This window comes from Ensifer sp. VA4, from assembly GCF_055710065.1.
Genome location: NZ_JBVQPO010000029.1, coordinates 1 through 16128, shown reverse-complemented (window position 1 = coordinate 16128; position 16128 = coordinate 1). Strand labels below are relative to the sequence as shown.

10 protein-coding genes and 7 pseudogenes are annotated in these 16128 nt (G+C 60.4%); 13 read left to right on the top strand and 4 right to left on the bottom strand.

Going from position 1 to position 16128, the window contains the following annotated elements; translation table 11 throughout:
- Window positions 1–111: 111 nt before the first annotated feature.
- Window positions 112–681 (bottom strand): hypothetical protein, encoded by a 570-nt coding sequence (locus AC0C6X_RS29485; protein ID WP_472956582.1) that lies wholly within the window; start codon window positions 679–681, stop codon window positions 112–114.
- Between AC0C6X_RS29485 and AC0C6X_RS29480 the strand changes: the two genes are divergently transcribed.
- The 6 genes and pseudogenes from AC0C6X_RS29480 (at window position 665) to AC0C6X_RS29455 (ending at window position 4351) form a co-directional block, all read left to right on the top strand.
- Window positions 665–979, top strand: a complete 315-nt coding sequence (locus AC0C6X_RS29480; protein ID WP_173519245.1) for a PepSY domain-containing protein — start codon at window positions 665–667, stop codon at window positions 977–979. The genes AC0C6X_RS29485 and AC0C6X_RS29480 overlap by 17 nt on opposite strands.
- Window positions 980–1012: 33 nt before the next feature.
- A complete protein-coding gene (locus AC0C6X_RS29475; RefSeq protein WP_173519246.1) occupies window positions 1013–1618 on the top strand; it encodes a general stress protein in 606 nt (201 codons plus the stop codon).
- A 273-nt stretch (window positions 1619–1891) separates the two neighbouring features.
- Window positions 1892–2248 (top strand): annotated as a pseudogene (locus AC0C6X_RS29470) (glutamine synthetase); the annotation flags it as partial.
- Window positions 2249–2378: 130 nt separating this feature from the next.
- The gene (locus tag AC0C6X_RS29465; RefSeq protein WP_472956579.1) at window positions 2379–3197 is read left to right on the top strand and encodes an N-formylglutamate amidohydrolase; all 819 of its coding nucleotides are present in this window, start codon (window positions 2379–2381) and stop codon (window positions 3195–3197) included.
- On the top strand, window positions 3194–3736 hold the full coding sequence (locus AC0C6X_RS29460) for an aminotransferase class III-fold pyridoxal phosphate-dependent enzyme (protein WP_472956578.1): 543 nt from the start codon (window positions 3194–3196) through the stop codon (window positions 3734–3736). Before AC0C6X_RS29465 ends, AC0C6X_RS29460 begins: the two co-directional genes overlap by 4 nt.
- Before the next feature lie 432 nt (window positions 3737–4168).
- A complete protein-coding gene (locus tag AC0C6X_RS29455) occupies window positions 4169–4351 on the top strand; it encodes a hypothetical protein (protein ID WP_173519249.1) in 183 nt (60 codons plus the stop codon).
- 322 nt (window positions 4352–4673) lie between these two features.
- Here the strand turns inward: AC0C6X_RS29455 and AC0C6X_RS29450 are convergent, their stop codons facing one another.
- Window positions 4674–7151 (bottom strand): PAS domain S-box protein, encoded by a 2478-nt coding sequence (locus AC0C6X_RS29450; protein WP_246304525.1) that lies wholly within the window; start codon window positions 7149–7151, stop codon window positions 4674–4676.
- Window positions 7152–7308: 157 nt separating this feature from the next.
- Complete coding sequence (locus AC0C6X_RS29445; RefSeq protein WP_173519250.1) at window positions 7309–7704, bottom strand: response regulator; 396 nt, start codon at window positions 7702–7704, stop codon at window positions 7309–7311.
- A 1077-nt stretch (window positions 7705–8781) separates the two neighbouring features.
- Here AC0C6X_RS29445 and AC0C6X_RS29440 point away from each other — a divergent pair.
- The 6 genes and pseudogenes from AC0C6X_RS29440 to AC0C6X_RS29415 form a co-directional block, all read left to right on the top strand.
- Complete coding sequence (locus AC0C6X_RS29440; RefSeq protein ID WP_472956575.1) at window positions 8782–11592, top strand: Ig-like domain-containing protein; 2811 nt, start codon at window positions 8782–8784, stop codon at window positions 11590–11592.
- Window positions 11593–11707: 115 nt separating this feature from the next.
- Window positions 11708–11854 (top strand): annotated as a pseudogene (locus AC0C6X_RS29435) (transposase); the annotation flags it as partial.
- A gap of 145 nt (window positions 11855–11999) precedes the next feature.
- A pseudogene (locus AC0C6X_RS29430) lies at window positions 12000–12846 on the top strand (site-specific integrase).
- A 9-nt stretch (window positions 12847–12855) separates the two neighbouring features.
- Window positions 12856–13087 (top strand): annotated as a pseudogene (locus AC0C6X_RS29425) (transposase zinc-binding domain-containing protein); the annotation flags it as partial.
- Window positions 13088–13827: 740 nt separating this feature from the next.
- Window positions 13828–14172: pseudogene (locus AC0C6X_RS29420) on the top strand (helix-turn-helix domain-containing protein); the annotation flags it as partial.
- A 9-nt stretch (window positions 14173–14181) separates the two neighbouring features.
- A pseudogene (locus tag AC0C6X_RS29415) lies at window positions 14182–14598 on the top strand (transposase); the annotation flags it as partial.
- Between the two features lie 406 nt (window positions 14599–15004).
- On the opposite strand, the gene AC0C6X_RS29410 reads toward AC0C6X_RS29415, so the two are convergent.
- On the bottom strand, window positions 15005–15451 hold the full coding sequence (locus AC0C6X_RS29410) for a hypothetical protein (RefSeq protein WP_472956574.1): 447 nt from the start codon (window positions 15449–15451) through the stop codon (window positions 15005–15007).
- A 597-nt stretch (window positions 15452–16048) separates the two neighbouring features.
- Between AC0C6X_RS29410 and AC0C6X_RS29405 the strand changes: the two are divergent.
- A pseudogene (locus tag AC0C6X_RS29405) lies at window positions 16049–16128 on the top strand (type II toxin-antitoxin system RelE/ParE family toxin); the annotation flags it as partial.

Here is a 16128-nt window from a genome sequence, read left to right as displayed (position 1 = left end):
AGCGCAGTTCCCTGTCCTCGTTACGATTGCTGGAGATGCTGCGAAAGCTCGCTCTGGCAGGTCAAGCGCCTCGATCAAAGTTGCGTTGACGAACGCAAATACGCCAGCCGATCAAAAGTCCGCAACACCCACGACCGGCTGCTGCCATTCTGCCTCCCAACCGCTAGTCTTGAGCAAGGGCGCGGTGAATTCCTTCATGATTGACCGCCCGCTTATAATCGCAATAACCCCACGGCCGACTACGCCCTCGGCGCTCCTGAGTACCGCGGCGATGCTTGCCGCGATCGCGATCACGAGTGATGCAGGTTTCACCGCGGTTCGCCACTTTTTCTCAACCACGCACCACCGGAAATGGCGTGAGTGGCTGGGCGGTATGTGCAACACAAGTGAACTGCCGTACTCGTCATCGAGAACAAGCCAAAGATGCTGACGGGCTTGAACCAAAAGGTGCACGGTCGGATTGCTTCCCGCCAGTTTGGAAGCACGCGAACAACATGACCGCCGGCGAAAAGGCAGGGTCCACCGATTACCACGAACCAGGCGCTCGTCGAAACCCGAAGGCGGCGCCGTGCTGCCGACGGCGTGAAAGGCGGAACGGAACCAAATCGCGCCCGAGTGGTTGGGCGGGTCGGGATTAAACCCGATCTTCGGTAGAGGTAACGACATGAAAAACAGGACCATTATTGCGGCAGCGCTGATGAGCGCTGTGGCCACGGCGTCGCTCGCGCAGACGACACCTTCTCCGCAGGGAAACACACCAGCGATTGCAACACCCGACTCACAGAATCCGACCGCGCCCGTTGCGGGCGCTAACAGCTTTACGGAAGCCCAAGCCAAGAAACGGATTGAAGAAGCCGGATACACCGATGTCAGTGGACTGAAGCTCGACGACAAGGGTGTGTGGCAGGCGATTGCAATGAAGGACGGCAAATCCGTTTCCGTCGCACTGGATTACCAGGGCAACGTAACAGCCCAATAAGCCCTCGTTCCTCTAAACCAAGGGAGAATGAATATGAGAACCGTGACAGGTCTCTTTGACGATTATAACGCAGCTCGCAACGCCGTGAGCGATCTGGAAGCGGCTGGCGTGCCGTCCGATGATATCAGCATTGTCGCCAACAACGCGGGTGATCGGTACTCAGCCGATAGCTCTGGCGCAGCCGAAGGTGCCGGCGCTGGCGCTGGACTTGGGGCTGCTGGCGGTGGCGTGGTCGGGCTTCTCACAGGGCTCGGCCTCATGGCCATTCCCGGAGTGGGACCCGTCGTCGCCGCCGGATGGCTCGCATCCACCGCTGCTGGCGCTGCGGCTGGTGCGGTCGCTGGCGGCGCGGCGGGAGGCATCATCGGCGCGCTGACGGACTCCGGAGTCAAGGAAGACGACGCCCATGTTTATGCCGAGGGCGTTCGCCGCGGAGGCACGTTGGTAACGGCAAGGGTAGACGACAGCCTGGCACTCAAAGCAGAAGCCATTTTGCAACAACGAGACCGCGTTGATCTTTCCGCCCGCAGGCGCATTTATGCCCAAGAGGGCTGGTCCCAGTTTGACGAAAATGCAGACCCCTACACGCCGGATCAGGTCAAGCGCGAACTTGAGCGTTATCGCACTATGATGCCGTAGCGGCGGAACTCGACTTCTCACATCGCCGAAAGGCCCGATCTCTTCCGAGCTCGGGCCTACCATTGATTGGCAGCAGGGCCGACCGGCGGCTCGCGCCGACGGAGGCGTCAACGCGCTAAAGCCATTACCCGGTTGCCGGAATTCACTCCCCCAACCTAGCCTCGCCTGGCCCGCCGGCGGCCCGACCTATGGATAGGCGCGACGCATTGGTGGAACAAGGCGCGAGAAGGAACTGGCCACCGGACCTTTTCTCAAACTTCGGTGCTCTCCTACATGCGGCTCGTACCGCACCATTGGAGCGCCGCTTACACCTGCCTCGGCGAAAAGAACCGCGAGGCGACGCTCCGCATTTGCCCGACGCTGGATCTGCCCGGCAGCAATCCGGCCAAGCAGTTCAACATGGAGTATCGCGCCGCCGACGCCTGCGCCAGCCCGCATCTGTCGCTGGCGGTGCTTTTGAAGGCCGGCCTCGAAGGCATCAGGGCCGGGCTCGAACAGCCGCCCTTGATCAACTCCGACCCCTCCGATTTCTCGGAGGAAGAGCAGAAGAAGCTCGGCATTCGCCGCCTGCCTGCAAGCCTGCCGGAAGCGCTCGACACGCTCACCGCCGATCCCGTCGTCACCGGCTGGTTTTCGAGCGATTTCCTTGCCTGCTACATGGCGATGAAGCGCAAGGAGATCGAGATCGTCCGAGGCCCTCTCCCCGGACGAACTGTGCGCCCGCTATGCGGCGGTCTACTGATTGACGGACGGGCACATCATGACCTCGACAACGGCCATCAAGAGCCCCGAACGCGGCGCGCGACACGACCCGAGCGCGCCGTTGCTGGCGATCGACGAACTGCCACCCTATGCGGTCTTCAATCCGGACGGTACCTCACCGATCCTGCTTCTGTGCGAGCACGCCTCGAACCGGATGCCGCGCGCGCTCGGCGACATGGGGCTGCCGCTGCACGAGCGCCAGCGCCACATCGCCTGGGACATCGGCGCCATGGCGCTGGCGCAGCATTTAAGCCTCAGCCTCGACGCGCCGCTGTTCTTCACCAACTATTCAAGGCTGGTGATTGACTGCAACCGACCGTTTTCCGCACCCTCGATGATCCCCGAGATCAGCGAGACAACGGAGATCCCGGCCAATCGAGGCCTGAGCGAGGAAGAACGGCAGCAGCGGATCGATACGCTGTTTCGGCCTTTCGCTGACGCCGTCAGCCGCCGCCTCGACCGGCTGGAAGGCCAGGGCAAGCGACCCTTCGTCGTCGGCATCCATAGCTTCACGCCCGTCTATTTCGGCAAGCCGCGTCCCTGGCAGGCCGGCATCCTCTATCGCGATGCGGTCGACTTTGCCGGCTCGCTGATCCGCGAGCTCGCAAGCGAGCCCCAACTGACGATCGGCGACAACGAGCCCTACAACATCCATCCCGACGAGGATTATACCGTGCCGGTTCACGCGGATGCGCGCGGACTTCCCGGCGTTCTGGTCGAAGTTCGCCATGACCTGATCGACACGGATGCGGGCGTCGCCGCTTGGGGCGAGCGGCTCACCCGCTGTCTGAAGGCGAGCATCGGGGAAGTTCGGTGACTGGGCTCTACGAAAGAGACAGGGCGGCGATCGCCACCCTGCAGAAGCTGCGCTTCTTCCCGCTCGCCATTGCCGGCGGGCGCGGCGCACGGGTTGTGGAGGAGAACGGCCGTGAATTGATCGACCTCTCCGGCGCCTGGGGCGCGGCAAGCCTCGGCTATGGTCACCCGGCGCTTGTCGAGGCGATCTCCGGTGCTGCGGCAAATCCCGCCGGTGCCAGCGTTCTCTCCGCCGCCAACGGACCGGCAACGGCGCTTGCGGAAAAACTGCTCGCCGCCTTTCCGGGGTCGGGCGACAACAAGGTCTGGTTCGGCCATTCCGGTTCCGATGCCAACGAGGCCGTCTTCCGCGCGAAGGCGACGGGCCGCAGCGGGAGACCGGTAATTTTTCTGGGGTGCGCACGAACTCCGCATCAGAACCGTCTTTGGCACAGGGAGGATTCGCAATCCCCGCTGGATGGTGTGCAGCGATTGCTATCCAGGCATGGTGGGTGCGTTCGCGCCACTGAAGGAAATCTGCCCCGATCGGGCGACGCCTGAGCTGATGGAACCGACGGCACGGCTGGGAAGCGTTATGTCCTACAGGCAGGCAGCGAATGTACTCACCAAGTTTCTTCCTGTTGAGACAACCGAGACGCACGCGACCGTGCCCAAGCGTACATCAGGGTCGGCGAGCGAGTCGACGACCAGGTTGCAAATGAAGAATGGCTCGCGACAAGGAAAATGGAGGAGCGGCATCAACTCGAAATGCCCGCTTCCTGGTGATCGACGCAAAGAGTTTGTCATCAGCATCGATACGGCCCATGTTCGTAGCGCCGAACCCAATTCAGCGCGAAGCTTCGAGCTTGTTGTGGCCCGATGCGGTCGCGGTGGTAGGGGCGATGCCGGCGGCCGCTATTTCGTCACCGCCAGCACCGAGCCGAAAGTTGGAAATATACTGAGCACCCAAGTCCAATCGCAAGGGACGAGAACGTGGACAAACATGGCGTAAAGGGCACCCGCGCGGGCACAAACTCACCGTCCGAGCTGCAGGACATTGCTCAGAAGCTTTCGGCTCTCGCTCAACAAATTAAAGCAATCGCGGCCGCCCCGCTCAGCAACGCTGTCGATCTCGACGAAAGCGGAGAAGCGACTCAGAGAGTGGCAATCGAATGACCTGGAAGCATTGGCATTATGGCAGAGCGAGCGGATCGGTGACCCCGCCAACTCTCCCAGCCTGACGTGACCAATCTCCCGAAAGCCCGAAGCCTCATGCAGGTTCTAGTCCTGCCGGGTCAGCTCACCTTCTTCACGGGCGGTGTCATCCAGGAATCGTCGATGATGGAAGGATCGCTCTCGTTGGTGGTGCATCGATGCAATCGCTCCTGCAAAAACTAGTTCAGTCAGTCGTTGCTCGTCATTATGCTCGCGACCAACGATGGCACATCCCGTGCCGGTACGGGACCGTGGCACATTGCACCTGTCACGACAGATGGCCCTATTCTTGCTGCAACCGATCTTTCGGAACAATCAGTCGAACGACGAGCCCCTCCGGGTCCCAAATGCGGTTGATCTCTCCGCGGAATTGTTTCTCTAGAGTGAGCTTGCCAAGTTTCGTCCCGAAACCCTCTGTCTCCGTCTTCACGACAGCCGGCCCTCCTCGCTCCGTCCAGACCAGTTCCAGCGTTTCCCCACGGTCGGTACATTCGATATCGAGTCGGCCACTGTCGGCTGACAACGCTCCATATTTGGCAGCGTTCGTTGCCAACTCGTGCACGACAAGCGCAAGACCCGTTATGGCCGAGCGTGACACGGAAAGGTCACATCCCCGGATCGTCACTCGATTTCCCTGATCTGTTTCGCCAGCGTAGGGTGACAACAATGTGCCCAGCAGCTCCTGCAGCGTTGCGCTACCCTCCCCGGTTTCTGCGCCACCCAATCGCGGGAGAGTGAGCGCGTGCGCTCGCGCTAAGGAAGCCAGCCGCGCGCCGACGGCCGTAGCGAGCTCATCCGCAGAACTCGCGGATCTCGCACTGAGCGTTACCACACTGCTCGATACGGTGAACAGGTTCTTCATCCGGTGGGCCATTTCGCGGATGAGCAGGTCTTTCTGTTGCTCGGCCTGCTTGCGTTCGCTGATGTCGCGCGCGATCTTCGAAGCGCCGATGATGACCCCACCATTGTCGCGGATCGGTGAAATTCGAAGCGAGACCGGGATCAGGGTGCCGTCCTTGCGACGCCTTACCGTTTCGAAATGGTCGACGGGATCACCAGCACGGATTTGCGCCAGGATGTGATGCTCCTCGCCAAGATGGTCCTCAGGGATCAGCAGTGTAACTGGACGTCCAATCGCCTCCTCGGCGGTGTAGCCGTACAGCCGCACAGCTCCAGCATTCCAGCTGGCGATTACACCATTGGGGTCCATCGACAGGATCGCGTCTTCCGACGACTCGACGATGGCGGCGAGTTGCTGAGCTGCTCGGTCGGCTTGGAGCCGTTCAGAGACTTCACGCTCCGCCGCTTTGAACAGCTGAGCGTTGTCGATTGCGACAGCGGCATGGGTTGCGATCGAGATGACCGTCTCCTCGGCTTCGGTGGTGAAGACGTCCGGTTGGTCGTGGCCGAAGAAAAGGCCGCCATGTACCTCGCCCGAATGCGAAATGACTGGAACGGCCAGATAGCTGACCACTGGCGGGTGCCCCTTCGGTATCCCGTAATAAGGAGCCGACTTTCCATAGCGCGGGTCGGCTCGGATATCCGCCGAACGGACAACGCTAAGGCCGCGAAAGGTTGGGTCGAAGACGGCCGTATTGCGCGGTAGTTGGAAGTTCTCGAAAGCCGCTCGTGGCCCGCCTGACAGGGTATAGCGCGTGTATCGCTCACCGTCGGGATCGGTGCGATTATAGAAGAAAGCACCGAACTTGGCCCCGGTGAGTTCAGTCGCGGCGTCGGTGACCGTCTGAACGATATGATCCAGATTCTTACTCGCGATCGCCTTGGCGATCTTGTCGACCGCCTCAAGCCGGCGGTCGCTCACCTTGCGCTTTGAGATGTCGAGAATGGAGACATAGGCGCGTTCGCAGCCCGGACCATCGAAAACGATTGTGAAGACGACGTCGATCCGTCGCCCGGAAAGAGTGCGTACTACGGTGTCGCTGCCGAACCGCCGTCCGCCTTCCCAGATGGTCACCAATTCCTCGAGGAAGATCGCCGACGTTTCCGGCAGGAAAGATCGAAGCAACTCTTCCTTCCTGGTCGCTTCAAACAGTTCAACTGCGAATGGGTTGACGTCAAGGATCCGGACGCGCGTGATTGCTTCTTGCAGCACGTCTGGATGTGCCGCCAGATGGCTTCGTAAATCCTTCACCCCCTCAGCCTGCAAGCTGTCCAGCAGGTCGACGACACGCAAAAAGTCTCGCTCCCAGACAGCCGCACCAACGTTTTCGAAAAGAGAGCGGAACTTCGTTCCGCTCTCGTGGTTGCGCTGCTCGGGCGCTTTGAGCTCGCTGATGTCCATCAAAAGGTTCACCGCGCCGACGAACGCACCGGTGCGGTCAAACAGCGGCGTAGGGTAAGGGATGAACGCCACCCGGGTACCGTCTGGCCGCTCCGCCAACACTTGATATCCGCGCACAGGCAATCTCTGCTGCAGGGTCAGAGCCATTGGACACTCGTCATGCGGCAATGGCGTACCATCGGGCCAATAGAGTTTCCAGGAGCCGCAGAATTCGGTTTTGCCGAGTTCTGGGCGAACACCCCAAAGCGATACGGCCGCTTCATTGAAAAAAGTGATCCGCCCGTCCGCATCCGTCGTGTAGACGGCCACCGGCAGAGCTTTAAGGATCTCTTCGGCAGGGTAATCGCCGGTCCCGAGCAGTTGACACTGCTCGGATAGTGCTTTTGGAGCATTGGTTGGTAGTGACTGCATATCGCGATCGACCGTGTGCCCGTTACCGGTTTTCATTTCGATCTCCATCGCAGTCTCCGGCCAACCCCATCGTAGAGATCCGAGCCGTTTACACGATAGCAACTTACCTGAGCCCGCACAAACGGCGCGTGCGGAACGCAAAGCACTGCCGACACGCGTCGGACTTGGGCGCAATCGCGGAGTTGACAGCGCGGACGCGACATTCTCAGTCGACCAACGGCTGACTGGTGCTCGTGTCGTTTAGGAGTTGCGAGATCGCCGTCACGAGCTGAGCCATGGCGAAGGGTTTCTCAAGCATAACGCTGTTCGGGACACCCTTCGAGGCCCAATCACGAGCGCTGTCGCCGCTGACATAAACGACGGGAATCTGTGGGTCGATTTCTCGCGCGGTGCGTGCGATATCCCACCCGTCAGGTGGAGCACCTAGCCGGATGTCAGTGACAACGCCATCGATTGGTGGGGTCGGGGCGTTTAAGATCCGCATGGCGTCCCGTGCATCGGTTGCCGTTACAATATCGAAGCCGGCGTTCGCCAGCGCTTGCTCGAATTCCAAGAGCAGCAGCGCCTCGTCCTCAACCAGAAGTAAAGTTACGGTTTCCATTTTCCCCTCATGCGACATTGCCCCGTCACCCGAACGTTAAGGACTGAAAAAGGTTCCCCCTATTTTCGGGGGCTATCGATAGCCGAGCAGATTGAACCGGCTCCGCTAAAGCGCGACTATCAACCTGGAGGGTGGCAGCAACGCCCCTGCGATCCGACGAGATGCGACCTCGCTCACCTCGGTGATCCTGAGAGTGCCTGGTGTCTCTCCCCGCAACAAAATCCGTTTGCCTTTGGCTTTCGGTCTCGGCAACCTCCGGTCGGCCTACCGCCCGGTTACTCCCACTAACCTTGCGACAGGAAGAGAACAAAGGCGGCGGAAACACCGTTTGACAGAGGAACCCTTTGCTTCAGAGCGCTCGCGTCGTAATTGAAGGTTGGTGACCGCCTCCGGCGGCGACGAATGCATCCAGATCCGAGGCGAGTTAACGCGCCGAGAGAAAAGTGTTCCCCGCTATCCGACTTGGGTCCCATAGGCGAGCGCATAAGTCCTAGGGAGATTGTTGACGAACCCAAAGGGCGCATAATTCGCAGTGCCTATCGCGCATCATCCACACAGCGCGTCTGGCCGAACCCAGAACCGTTCGCGCTTACCCTTCAGGACGGTTCTGGTCGCTGCGTCCCCTGGAACCCAGCGGCTCTACCTCAGGCGGTCACGGTCGGTTGCCTTATCGTCGGATCGGCCCATACTGTGCTTACCTCCGGGCAGACCGTCGAACGGTAAAACGGCAGGTTCAGACCGGACCTTGTTCGGGGCGCGCCGAGCTGGTATTTTCAGAAGGCTGGAGCGATAGACGTTTTAGTTGTTTCTTTATTAAGGGATACGACACCGCTGGTGCAAAGGGATGAGTTGGCACTCACCTCACGTGCGGTAGCTTGCCGAAAAGATCTTGCAGACGGATTGCGAGCTTACGTCCAACACCGATTCACGAAAGAGTACGTGAACTTGCTGCATGACCCCGCCGTATCGGACAGGGATCACGGCAGGCTTCAATTCTATCCAATCTGACAACCGAATTACGCGCGGAACAGGCGGACGGCTGCGCGTGTCCGCCTGTTCTCGTCATGGGGGGTTAACATGGCCAAAAGTACCTCGAAGGCATTGCCCGACACGGTTTCCATTCTTGAGGACGCCAGCCGAACGGGGAATGTGCTCTCAAACGATACCGGCCTCATCCAGGTTACCAAGACGAAGTTCGCAGGCAGTTCGTTTAACGTGGCCTCGGGCGGCACAACGATTCAAGGGACTTACGGCTATCTGACGATTTGGCCCGATGGCAGGTACAGCTACACCGCCAATACGCCGAAGGCCGAAAGCCTTGCTGAAGGGCAAACGGGCACGGACGTTTTCACCTATACCGCCGTCGACGCAAGCAAGAAGACCATGAGCACAACGCTCACGCTGACCGTCACCGGCGTAAACGATGGACCGCTCGCAGTGGCCGATTCCTTCTCGGTCACGGAGGACACCAACAATGCAGCCTTCCCCAACCCGGTGAGCGGCAATGTGCTTGCCAATGACACCGACGTGGATCTCGCCGACACCCACACGGTATCTGCGGTCAACGGTTTGGCAGCGAATGTTGGGGCCGGCGTTCAGGGTACCTATGGCACGTTGCGGCTGAACAGCAATGGCAGCTTCACCTATATCCTCGACAACTCGAAGACGTCAGTGCAGGCGCTTACTGACGGCCAGACGGTAACGGACGTCTTCACCTACACAAATTTGGACAACCATGGTGCCTCGTCCATCACGACGGTGAAGATCTCCGTCATAGGCACCAACGACGCGCCGGTTGCGGTGGCCGATGGTGCCGTGGTGAAAGAAAATACCAATGACGCGGCGTCTCCCAATCCAGCTAGCGGCAACGTCCTTACCAACGACACCGACCCGGATTCCGGCGATGGGCACACGGTCTCAGCAGTCAACGGCCTGGCAGCAAATGTCGGGCTCGCCCTCCAGGGCATATATGGCTCGCTGCGGCTCAACGGCGACGGCAGTTTCACCTATACCCTCGATAACTCACAGCCGTCGGTGCAGGCTCTCGCTGAGGGCCAGACAGCAACTGATGTGTTCAGCTACACAAATACGGATAACCACGGCGCCTCGTCCACCGCGACCCTGACGGTCACCGTAACCGGCACCAACGATGCGCCCGTTGCCGGGAACGATGCCCTGTCGACCGGTGTCAACACGGCGCTTGTTTTTGCAGCCGCAGATTTGCTCACCAACGACACCGATCTCGATAAGGATGCCTTGGTTGTGACGGCTGTTTCCGGCGACAGCGATATCCATGGGACGGTGAGCCTCGATAACGGTACGATCACCTATGTTCCCGATCAGGACTTCGCCGGACAAGCGTCGTTCATGTACGAGATTTCGGACGGCAACGGTGGTATTGCGACGGGAACCGTGAGCGTCAGTGTCACATCGGCCCCGCCCGTCGCGGTGGCTGATGCAGCATCCGTCAAGGAAGACACGAACAATGTCGGCTTCCCCAATCCGGTGGTCGGCAACGTTCTGACCAACGACACCGATCCGGATTCTGGCGACACGCACGTGGTTTCGGCAGTCAACGGCGCGGCGGCGAACGTTGGGGCCGCCATAGCAGGCGCATATGGCACGCTGTCGCTCAGCGCCGATGGCGCCTTCACCTACACCCTCGACAACCTGAACCCATCGGTGCAGGCGCTCCGTGACGGCCAGACGGCAACTGACGTGTTCAGCTACACCAACGAGGACAACCACGGCGCCTCGTCCACCACGACCCTGACGGTCACCGTCACCGGCACCAACGACGCGCCCACCGCCGGGGGGGATAGCTACAACTGGAGCATGGATACGAGCATCACAATTCCGGTGCGCAAGGGCGTCCTGGGCGATGACAAGGATGTCGATGGTGATCCGTTGCATCCGGTTCTTGTTTCCGGTCCCTCCCATGGGACGTTGGCGCTCAATGCGGACGGCTCGTTCACCTACACCCCGAACACCAACTATACAGGCAGCGACAGCTTCAAATATGCCGCAAGCGACGGGATTGCCACGAGCAACACCGCAACCGTCAGCATTCACATCAGCGACACGCACGAATGGGCGACCAATATCTACCCAAGCGGCGATCCGGCGGGGCTGGGCTGGAATCCGTTTACGGGGACCCTTTTTCTTGTCGACTCTGAAGCCGATGAGTCTCCCTATTTCTCGAACGATAATATGTTCGAGCTCAACACCAGGGGTGAACGTCTCGCGACGATTAGCCTGGCGTCCTTCACCAAAGAACCCACAGGCGTGGCCTTCGGCGTTGATCCGAACACCGGGCAGCACCTGATGTTTGTCACCGATGACGATAAGAAGAAGGTCCTGGTCCTAGATGCTACGGATCCTTTACATCCAACACCGATTAGAAGTTTTTCGACCGTTGGTCTCGACAGTACGGTCATCGACACGGAAGACGTCACGATCAATCCTCGGACCGGCAATCTCTATATCGCCGGAGAGCTGACCCACTCGATCTATGAGGTCACGCAGGCGGGCGATTTGGTCAGAAAGATCGAGCTCCCCGACCCGATCACCAATCCGGAAGGCATCGCCTACGACGTCCAGAACAACGTCTTCTACGTCGTTGGCTTCTTCAGCCAGAATGTGTTCAAGGTGAGCGCCGACACCGGGCAGATCCTGGAGACGATCACAGACCTGGCGAAGCGACCAAATCCGTATAATGACGGCAGGGGCCTCTATCCCAAGGGCGTCGAGCTCGCGCCGTCCAGCGACGATCCAAGCAAGATGAGCCTATGGGTCGCCGACTACGGATATGACCAGCATGCAACGCCTGACGGAAGGCTTTTCGAGATTCCGCTTCATGTGCCGTTTGAGTATTCTCTTTTGGTTTGATGTTTGATCCAAATCCGCTGGTCCCCGCAATGCCGGTGAAGAGGTTGAATTAGCCCCCGAAAGGCACGGACATGCTCCCTTACTTAGCTAAGTGGGTAGGAGTAATGTTGGTAAGATGACTAGTAGCAATTTTAAGATGGAAGTCCTTTCGGGTCCGGAACGGCGACGGCGTTGGAGCACGGCGGAGAAGCTGGCCATTATTCAAGAGACCTACGAGGCGGATGCGACGGTGAGCATCGTTGCCCGGCGCCACGGTTTCCAGTGGATACATTATACAACGAGCGCAATGTCTGACTCTCGTGGGATTGAACTAACCCGCTGATGCGGGAGAGGTCGGGTTTGGAGGCGCGGTCTCCTGATGGGATGTTGGGGTGTTGAGAACCAACCCCTGACCAGGAGACCGACCGATGACCGACGCTCCGGCAGCGGTGAGCCCGCTGCGCCGCCGCATGATCGACGACATGACACTCCGCAACCTGTCGCCGGCCACGCAACGATCCTACCTGCATGCCGTAACAAAGTTCAGCCGTTATTTCGACCGCTCCCCCGATCGGCTGGGTTTGGAGGATGTGCGCGCTTCCAGGTGTACCTGGTGTCGCAGGGCATCTCCTGGCCGGCACTCAACCAGACGGTCTGCGCCTTGCGCTTCTTTTACGGCGTGACGCTGGACCGGGCGGAGATCCCCGAGCGGATTGCCTATGCGCGCACGCCCCGCAAGCTGCCGGCGATCTTGAGCGCCGACGAGGTCGTGCGCTTTCTCGAGGCGGTGCCGTCGTTGAAGGCACGCACGGCGCTGACGACCGCCTATGCCGCTGGACTGCGTGCCTCGGAGACGGTGAGCCTGAAGGTCGCCGACATCGACAGCCAGCGCATGGTGATTCAGGCCCGTCACGGCAAGGGCGCCAAGGATCGCACGGTGATGCTGTCGCCGCAGTTGCTTGCCATCCTACGCACCTATTGGCGGCTGGCACGCCCGAGGAACTGGCTGTTTCCCGGACGCGGCGACAAGCCGATCGATGTGCAGGTGCTGTATGCCGCCTGCCGTTCGGCGAGCGGGTCAGCGTGCACACGCTGCGGCACAGCTTTGCCACCCATCTGCTCGAGAGCGGCGTCGATATCCGCATCATCCAGGTGCTGCTCGGACACACCCACCTGTCGACGACGGCGCGCTACACGCAGGTGGCGACAACGACGATCGCCCGGACCGAGAGCCCGCTTGATTGGCTGCGCCTGGAGGTCGTGCCGCCGGCCTGAGATCGCGCTATGCGACCGGCGCTGGAGGTGGCGGACATCTTCCGCCGCCATGGCCCCCGCTTATCGTCCTACCCATGACGGTCATCTCGGCCGGGGAGAGCGCCGCGTCATGGCGGCGATCGAGCTGTGCCGGACTGCGGCGCTCGGCGGCCATGTCGAGACCTGCGACGATTGCGCCTTGAGCAGCGTTGCCTACAACTCGTGCCGCAACCGCCATTGCCCCAAATGCCAGGGTGCCACGCGCGATCGCGATTACCTCCACGGCAACGCACCGCGCTCGATGACGCTGGCGCCGCACGAGTTCATCCGCCGTTTCCTGCTCCAGCCTGCCCGTCGGCTTCCACCGCATCCGCCACTACGACTTCCCCGCCAACGGCATCCGCCGCGCCCGCCTCGCCGTCATCAGCCGACTGCTGGCCGGTGCCCCACCGCAACGCCGCCGGGCCGAAGGCGGGCAGCCCGGGCACCAGCGCGCCCGCTTCGATCCGACCGTCTGTCCCTGCTGCGGCGGCATCCTGCGCATCACCGCCAGGCTGCGGCGGGCGCGGGCATGGCCCGACATGTCATGAGTGCCTGCCGCCGGTCCCGACAGCCTTGCCGTACCGGCCCAGGTCGGTGCGATGCCGATCTGAGCTCCTGTGTCATCTCGCTGCGGTTCTGGCGCTGCCAAAGCCGCGCTCAAGACCTCGGTGTTCCCCGCAACACCAGCGCCGGACGCCACCGCACCGCGGCATTGCCCCCGCCGCAGCGGCGCGCGCCATCAATACCGGCGCGCCACGATCAAACGCCGTAGCACTAAATCCATAGCGCCGTGCCAGCGTCAGCGGGCGAGTTCAATCCGGCTTCAATGAGGTCGCGCCCGGCGCCAGTTCGCCAGCCCATCCCTGCGCGACCTCACAGAACCCTCCCGATTCCTTTTGGGCTTCGAATCCGAATCGATGCTGCAAACAGGAGGTTTGCGGTGGGTTCAGCGATATCTCTTTGCGACAGGATTATGATGGGTTGGCGCTCCGGCGGTTGGCTCGGCAAACGAGGGATGCCGATCAAGCCCGTCGCTTGCTTGCGCTGGCGTCGATCTACGACGGCGGCTCTCGTTCAGAGGCCGCTCGCCTCGGCAGCGGGACGGTGCAGATCGTCCTCGACTGGGTCGTGCGGTTTAACGAGCGCGGTCCCGATGGACTGATCAACGGAAAAGCACCGGGTGGACCCGCGAAGCTGAACGACGCGCAACGGCAGGCGCTGGCGAAAACCGTTGAAAGCGGCCGATTCCCGCTGTGCACGGTGCGTTGGCGGCGCAAGGACCCCGTTCAGTGGCTGTTTGAGGAATTCCGGATATCACCGCATGATCAGCGCACGATGTGGGCCGACATCTTCGGCGCGATCTGCCCGAAGAAGGGCAAGGGTGCTGGTCTCGTCCTTCCCTATTGCGACAGAGGCGATGCAGGAACACCTTATCAGCAACGCCGTCGATCCCGGAGCACATGCCGTGCTCATTCTCGACCAAGCCGGATGGCACGTCACGCCGAAGCTGAAGGTGCCGGACAACATCACCTTGATGTTTCTGCCGCCGCGGTGGCCGGAATTGAACGCGGTCGAGAACCTCTGGCAGTTCATGAGGGACAACTGGTTGTCGAACCGCGTCTTCAAGGACTACGACGACATCGTCGATCAATGCTGCCGCGCTTGGAACAGGCTCGTCGAGCAACCGCGGAAGATCCCATCGGAATGCGCGATTGGGCGCATCGGTCATGATCAGCGCACGTTGGCACAGAACGGGAACAAACGTGGCACAATCGTCGCGCGAACCATTCGCAACTGGAAACCAAGCTTCAAGGTTTCCGTCGAAAACCCGCACGTTCCGTCTGGGACTAGCAGTGTGATGACGTCCCAGGGCGTAGGGCAGCATGCGCTCCGAGACACGGGCCGTCGGAGTATGCATCTTCTATGTTTCCTACAACGGCACTAAAAACAAGCCGAACGGAGTTCCGGGTGTGGCGTCGAGATCAAAACGCTCGATCGCCCAGGGCGTCAAAGGGGTGTTGCGTCACGTCTCAGGCGCGGCCACGATCGGAGGCAACGCATAACGAATGGTGGCGTTGTCGTTCAGCCGCTTCTTACCGCGCTGAAAGGCTCCCGACCCAGCACAAGTACGACGCTGCTATTCGCCACACGCTTTGAGCACGTCGACTTTCCCTCCAGGAGCAAGCGCAAAATGGCAAACAACTGTCGTGCCTGGCGAAAAAGTCGCGGTACCCCCAACCTCAACTCGTGCTCCATCTCCGAAAAATTCAATCTCGGGCGCGCCAACGCTGTAGACCCCGCCTTTGACGAGTTCCACGGAATGAACAATCCGGGCCCGGCCTTTCTCGCTCCCCGCTAGCTTCCATTCCGCCACGACGCGCGACGAAACGTGTTCGAAACCCTGGCTTACAACGATGATGCGATAGCTGCCTTCGCCAATGCCGTCTTCTCTCCAGTACCCGCCTTCCACGACCGCCATAACGTCGGGATCCACCAGCCCCTCGGCGAAAGACTCGTGGGCAGCGAACAGAACAAGGCACCCGAACAGTTTGCCAAGAATGCGGCCCCCTTTTGCAATGCTCATTGATCGTTCCCCCCCTTGATGTTGATTGGCTGGTTTCGCGGTTACTGCCATATGTTTACCTCTGGTTGATCCTAACCGCCATCATTTCGCGTTCTTCTCGTTTGACGGCACCAAATTGGTTGCATCTGTCTACCGGTATCCTGCGGTCGGAGTGGCCGGTCGTACGTGGCCATTTTTAATCGGGCTCTTATGCCGGCACGACGGTCGTTGTTGCGCTCGACAATCGCTTATTGTTAGGCACCGGCGACCCCAAAGCTGTTAGCTCAACAGCGAAACGCAGCGGTCCCAGAGTTGGTCTGCAACGCCTACAACAGGAGCCATGATGACGAGACCGCTGGCATCCCAAAACAAGCGACCGGTCAACTTCAAAAGGCGCCCACTGCAGCGAGTGACTTTTTCTTTCCGGGAAATCCTAACTATTCTGAGACGTCAGGTTGCCAGCCTGGCCGGGTCGATAGCGTAGCGTGCGGTCGCTTCTTGCCCCAGGACAAAGCGGCACTTGGTGCGAAGCTTCTGAGACAGGTATGGGAAGCAGCGTAGTCCCCGCAAATTTTCCCGACAACTTGATAGGTGTAGCACCTAGTGCTATATGAAGTGATGTCAGAACGAACTTTCAAAACGGCGTGGTTTTCCAAGGCAGCGAAGAAAGCGTGGATCTCCGACAAGGCCNTTGCAAG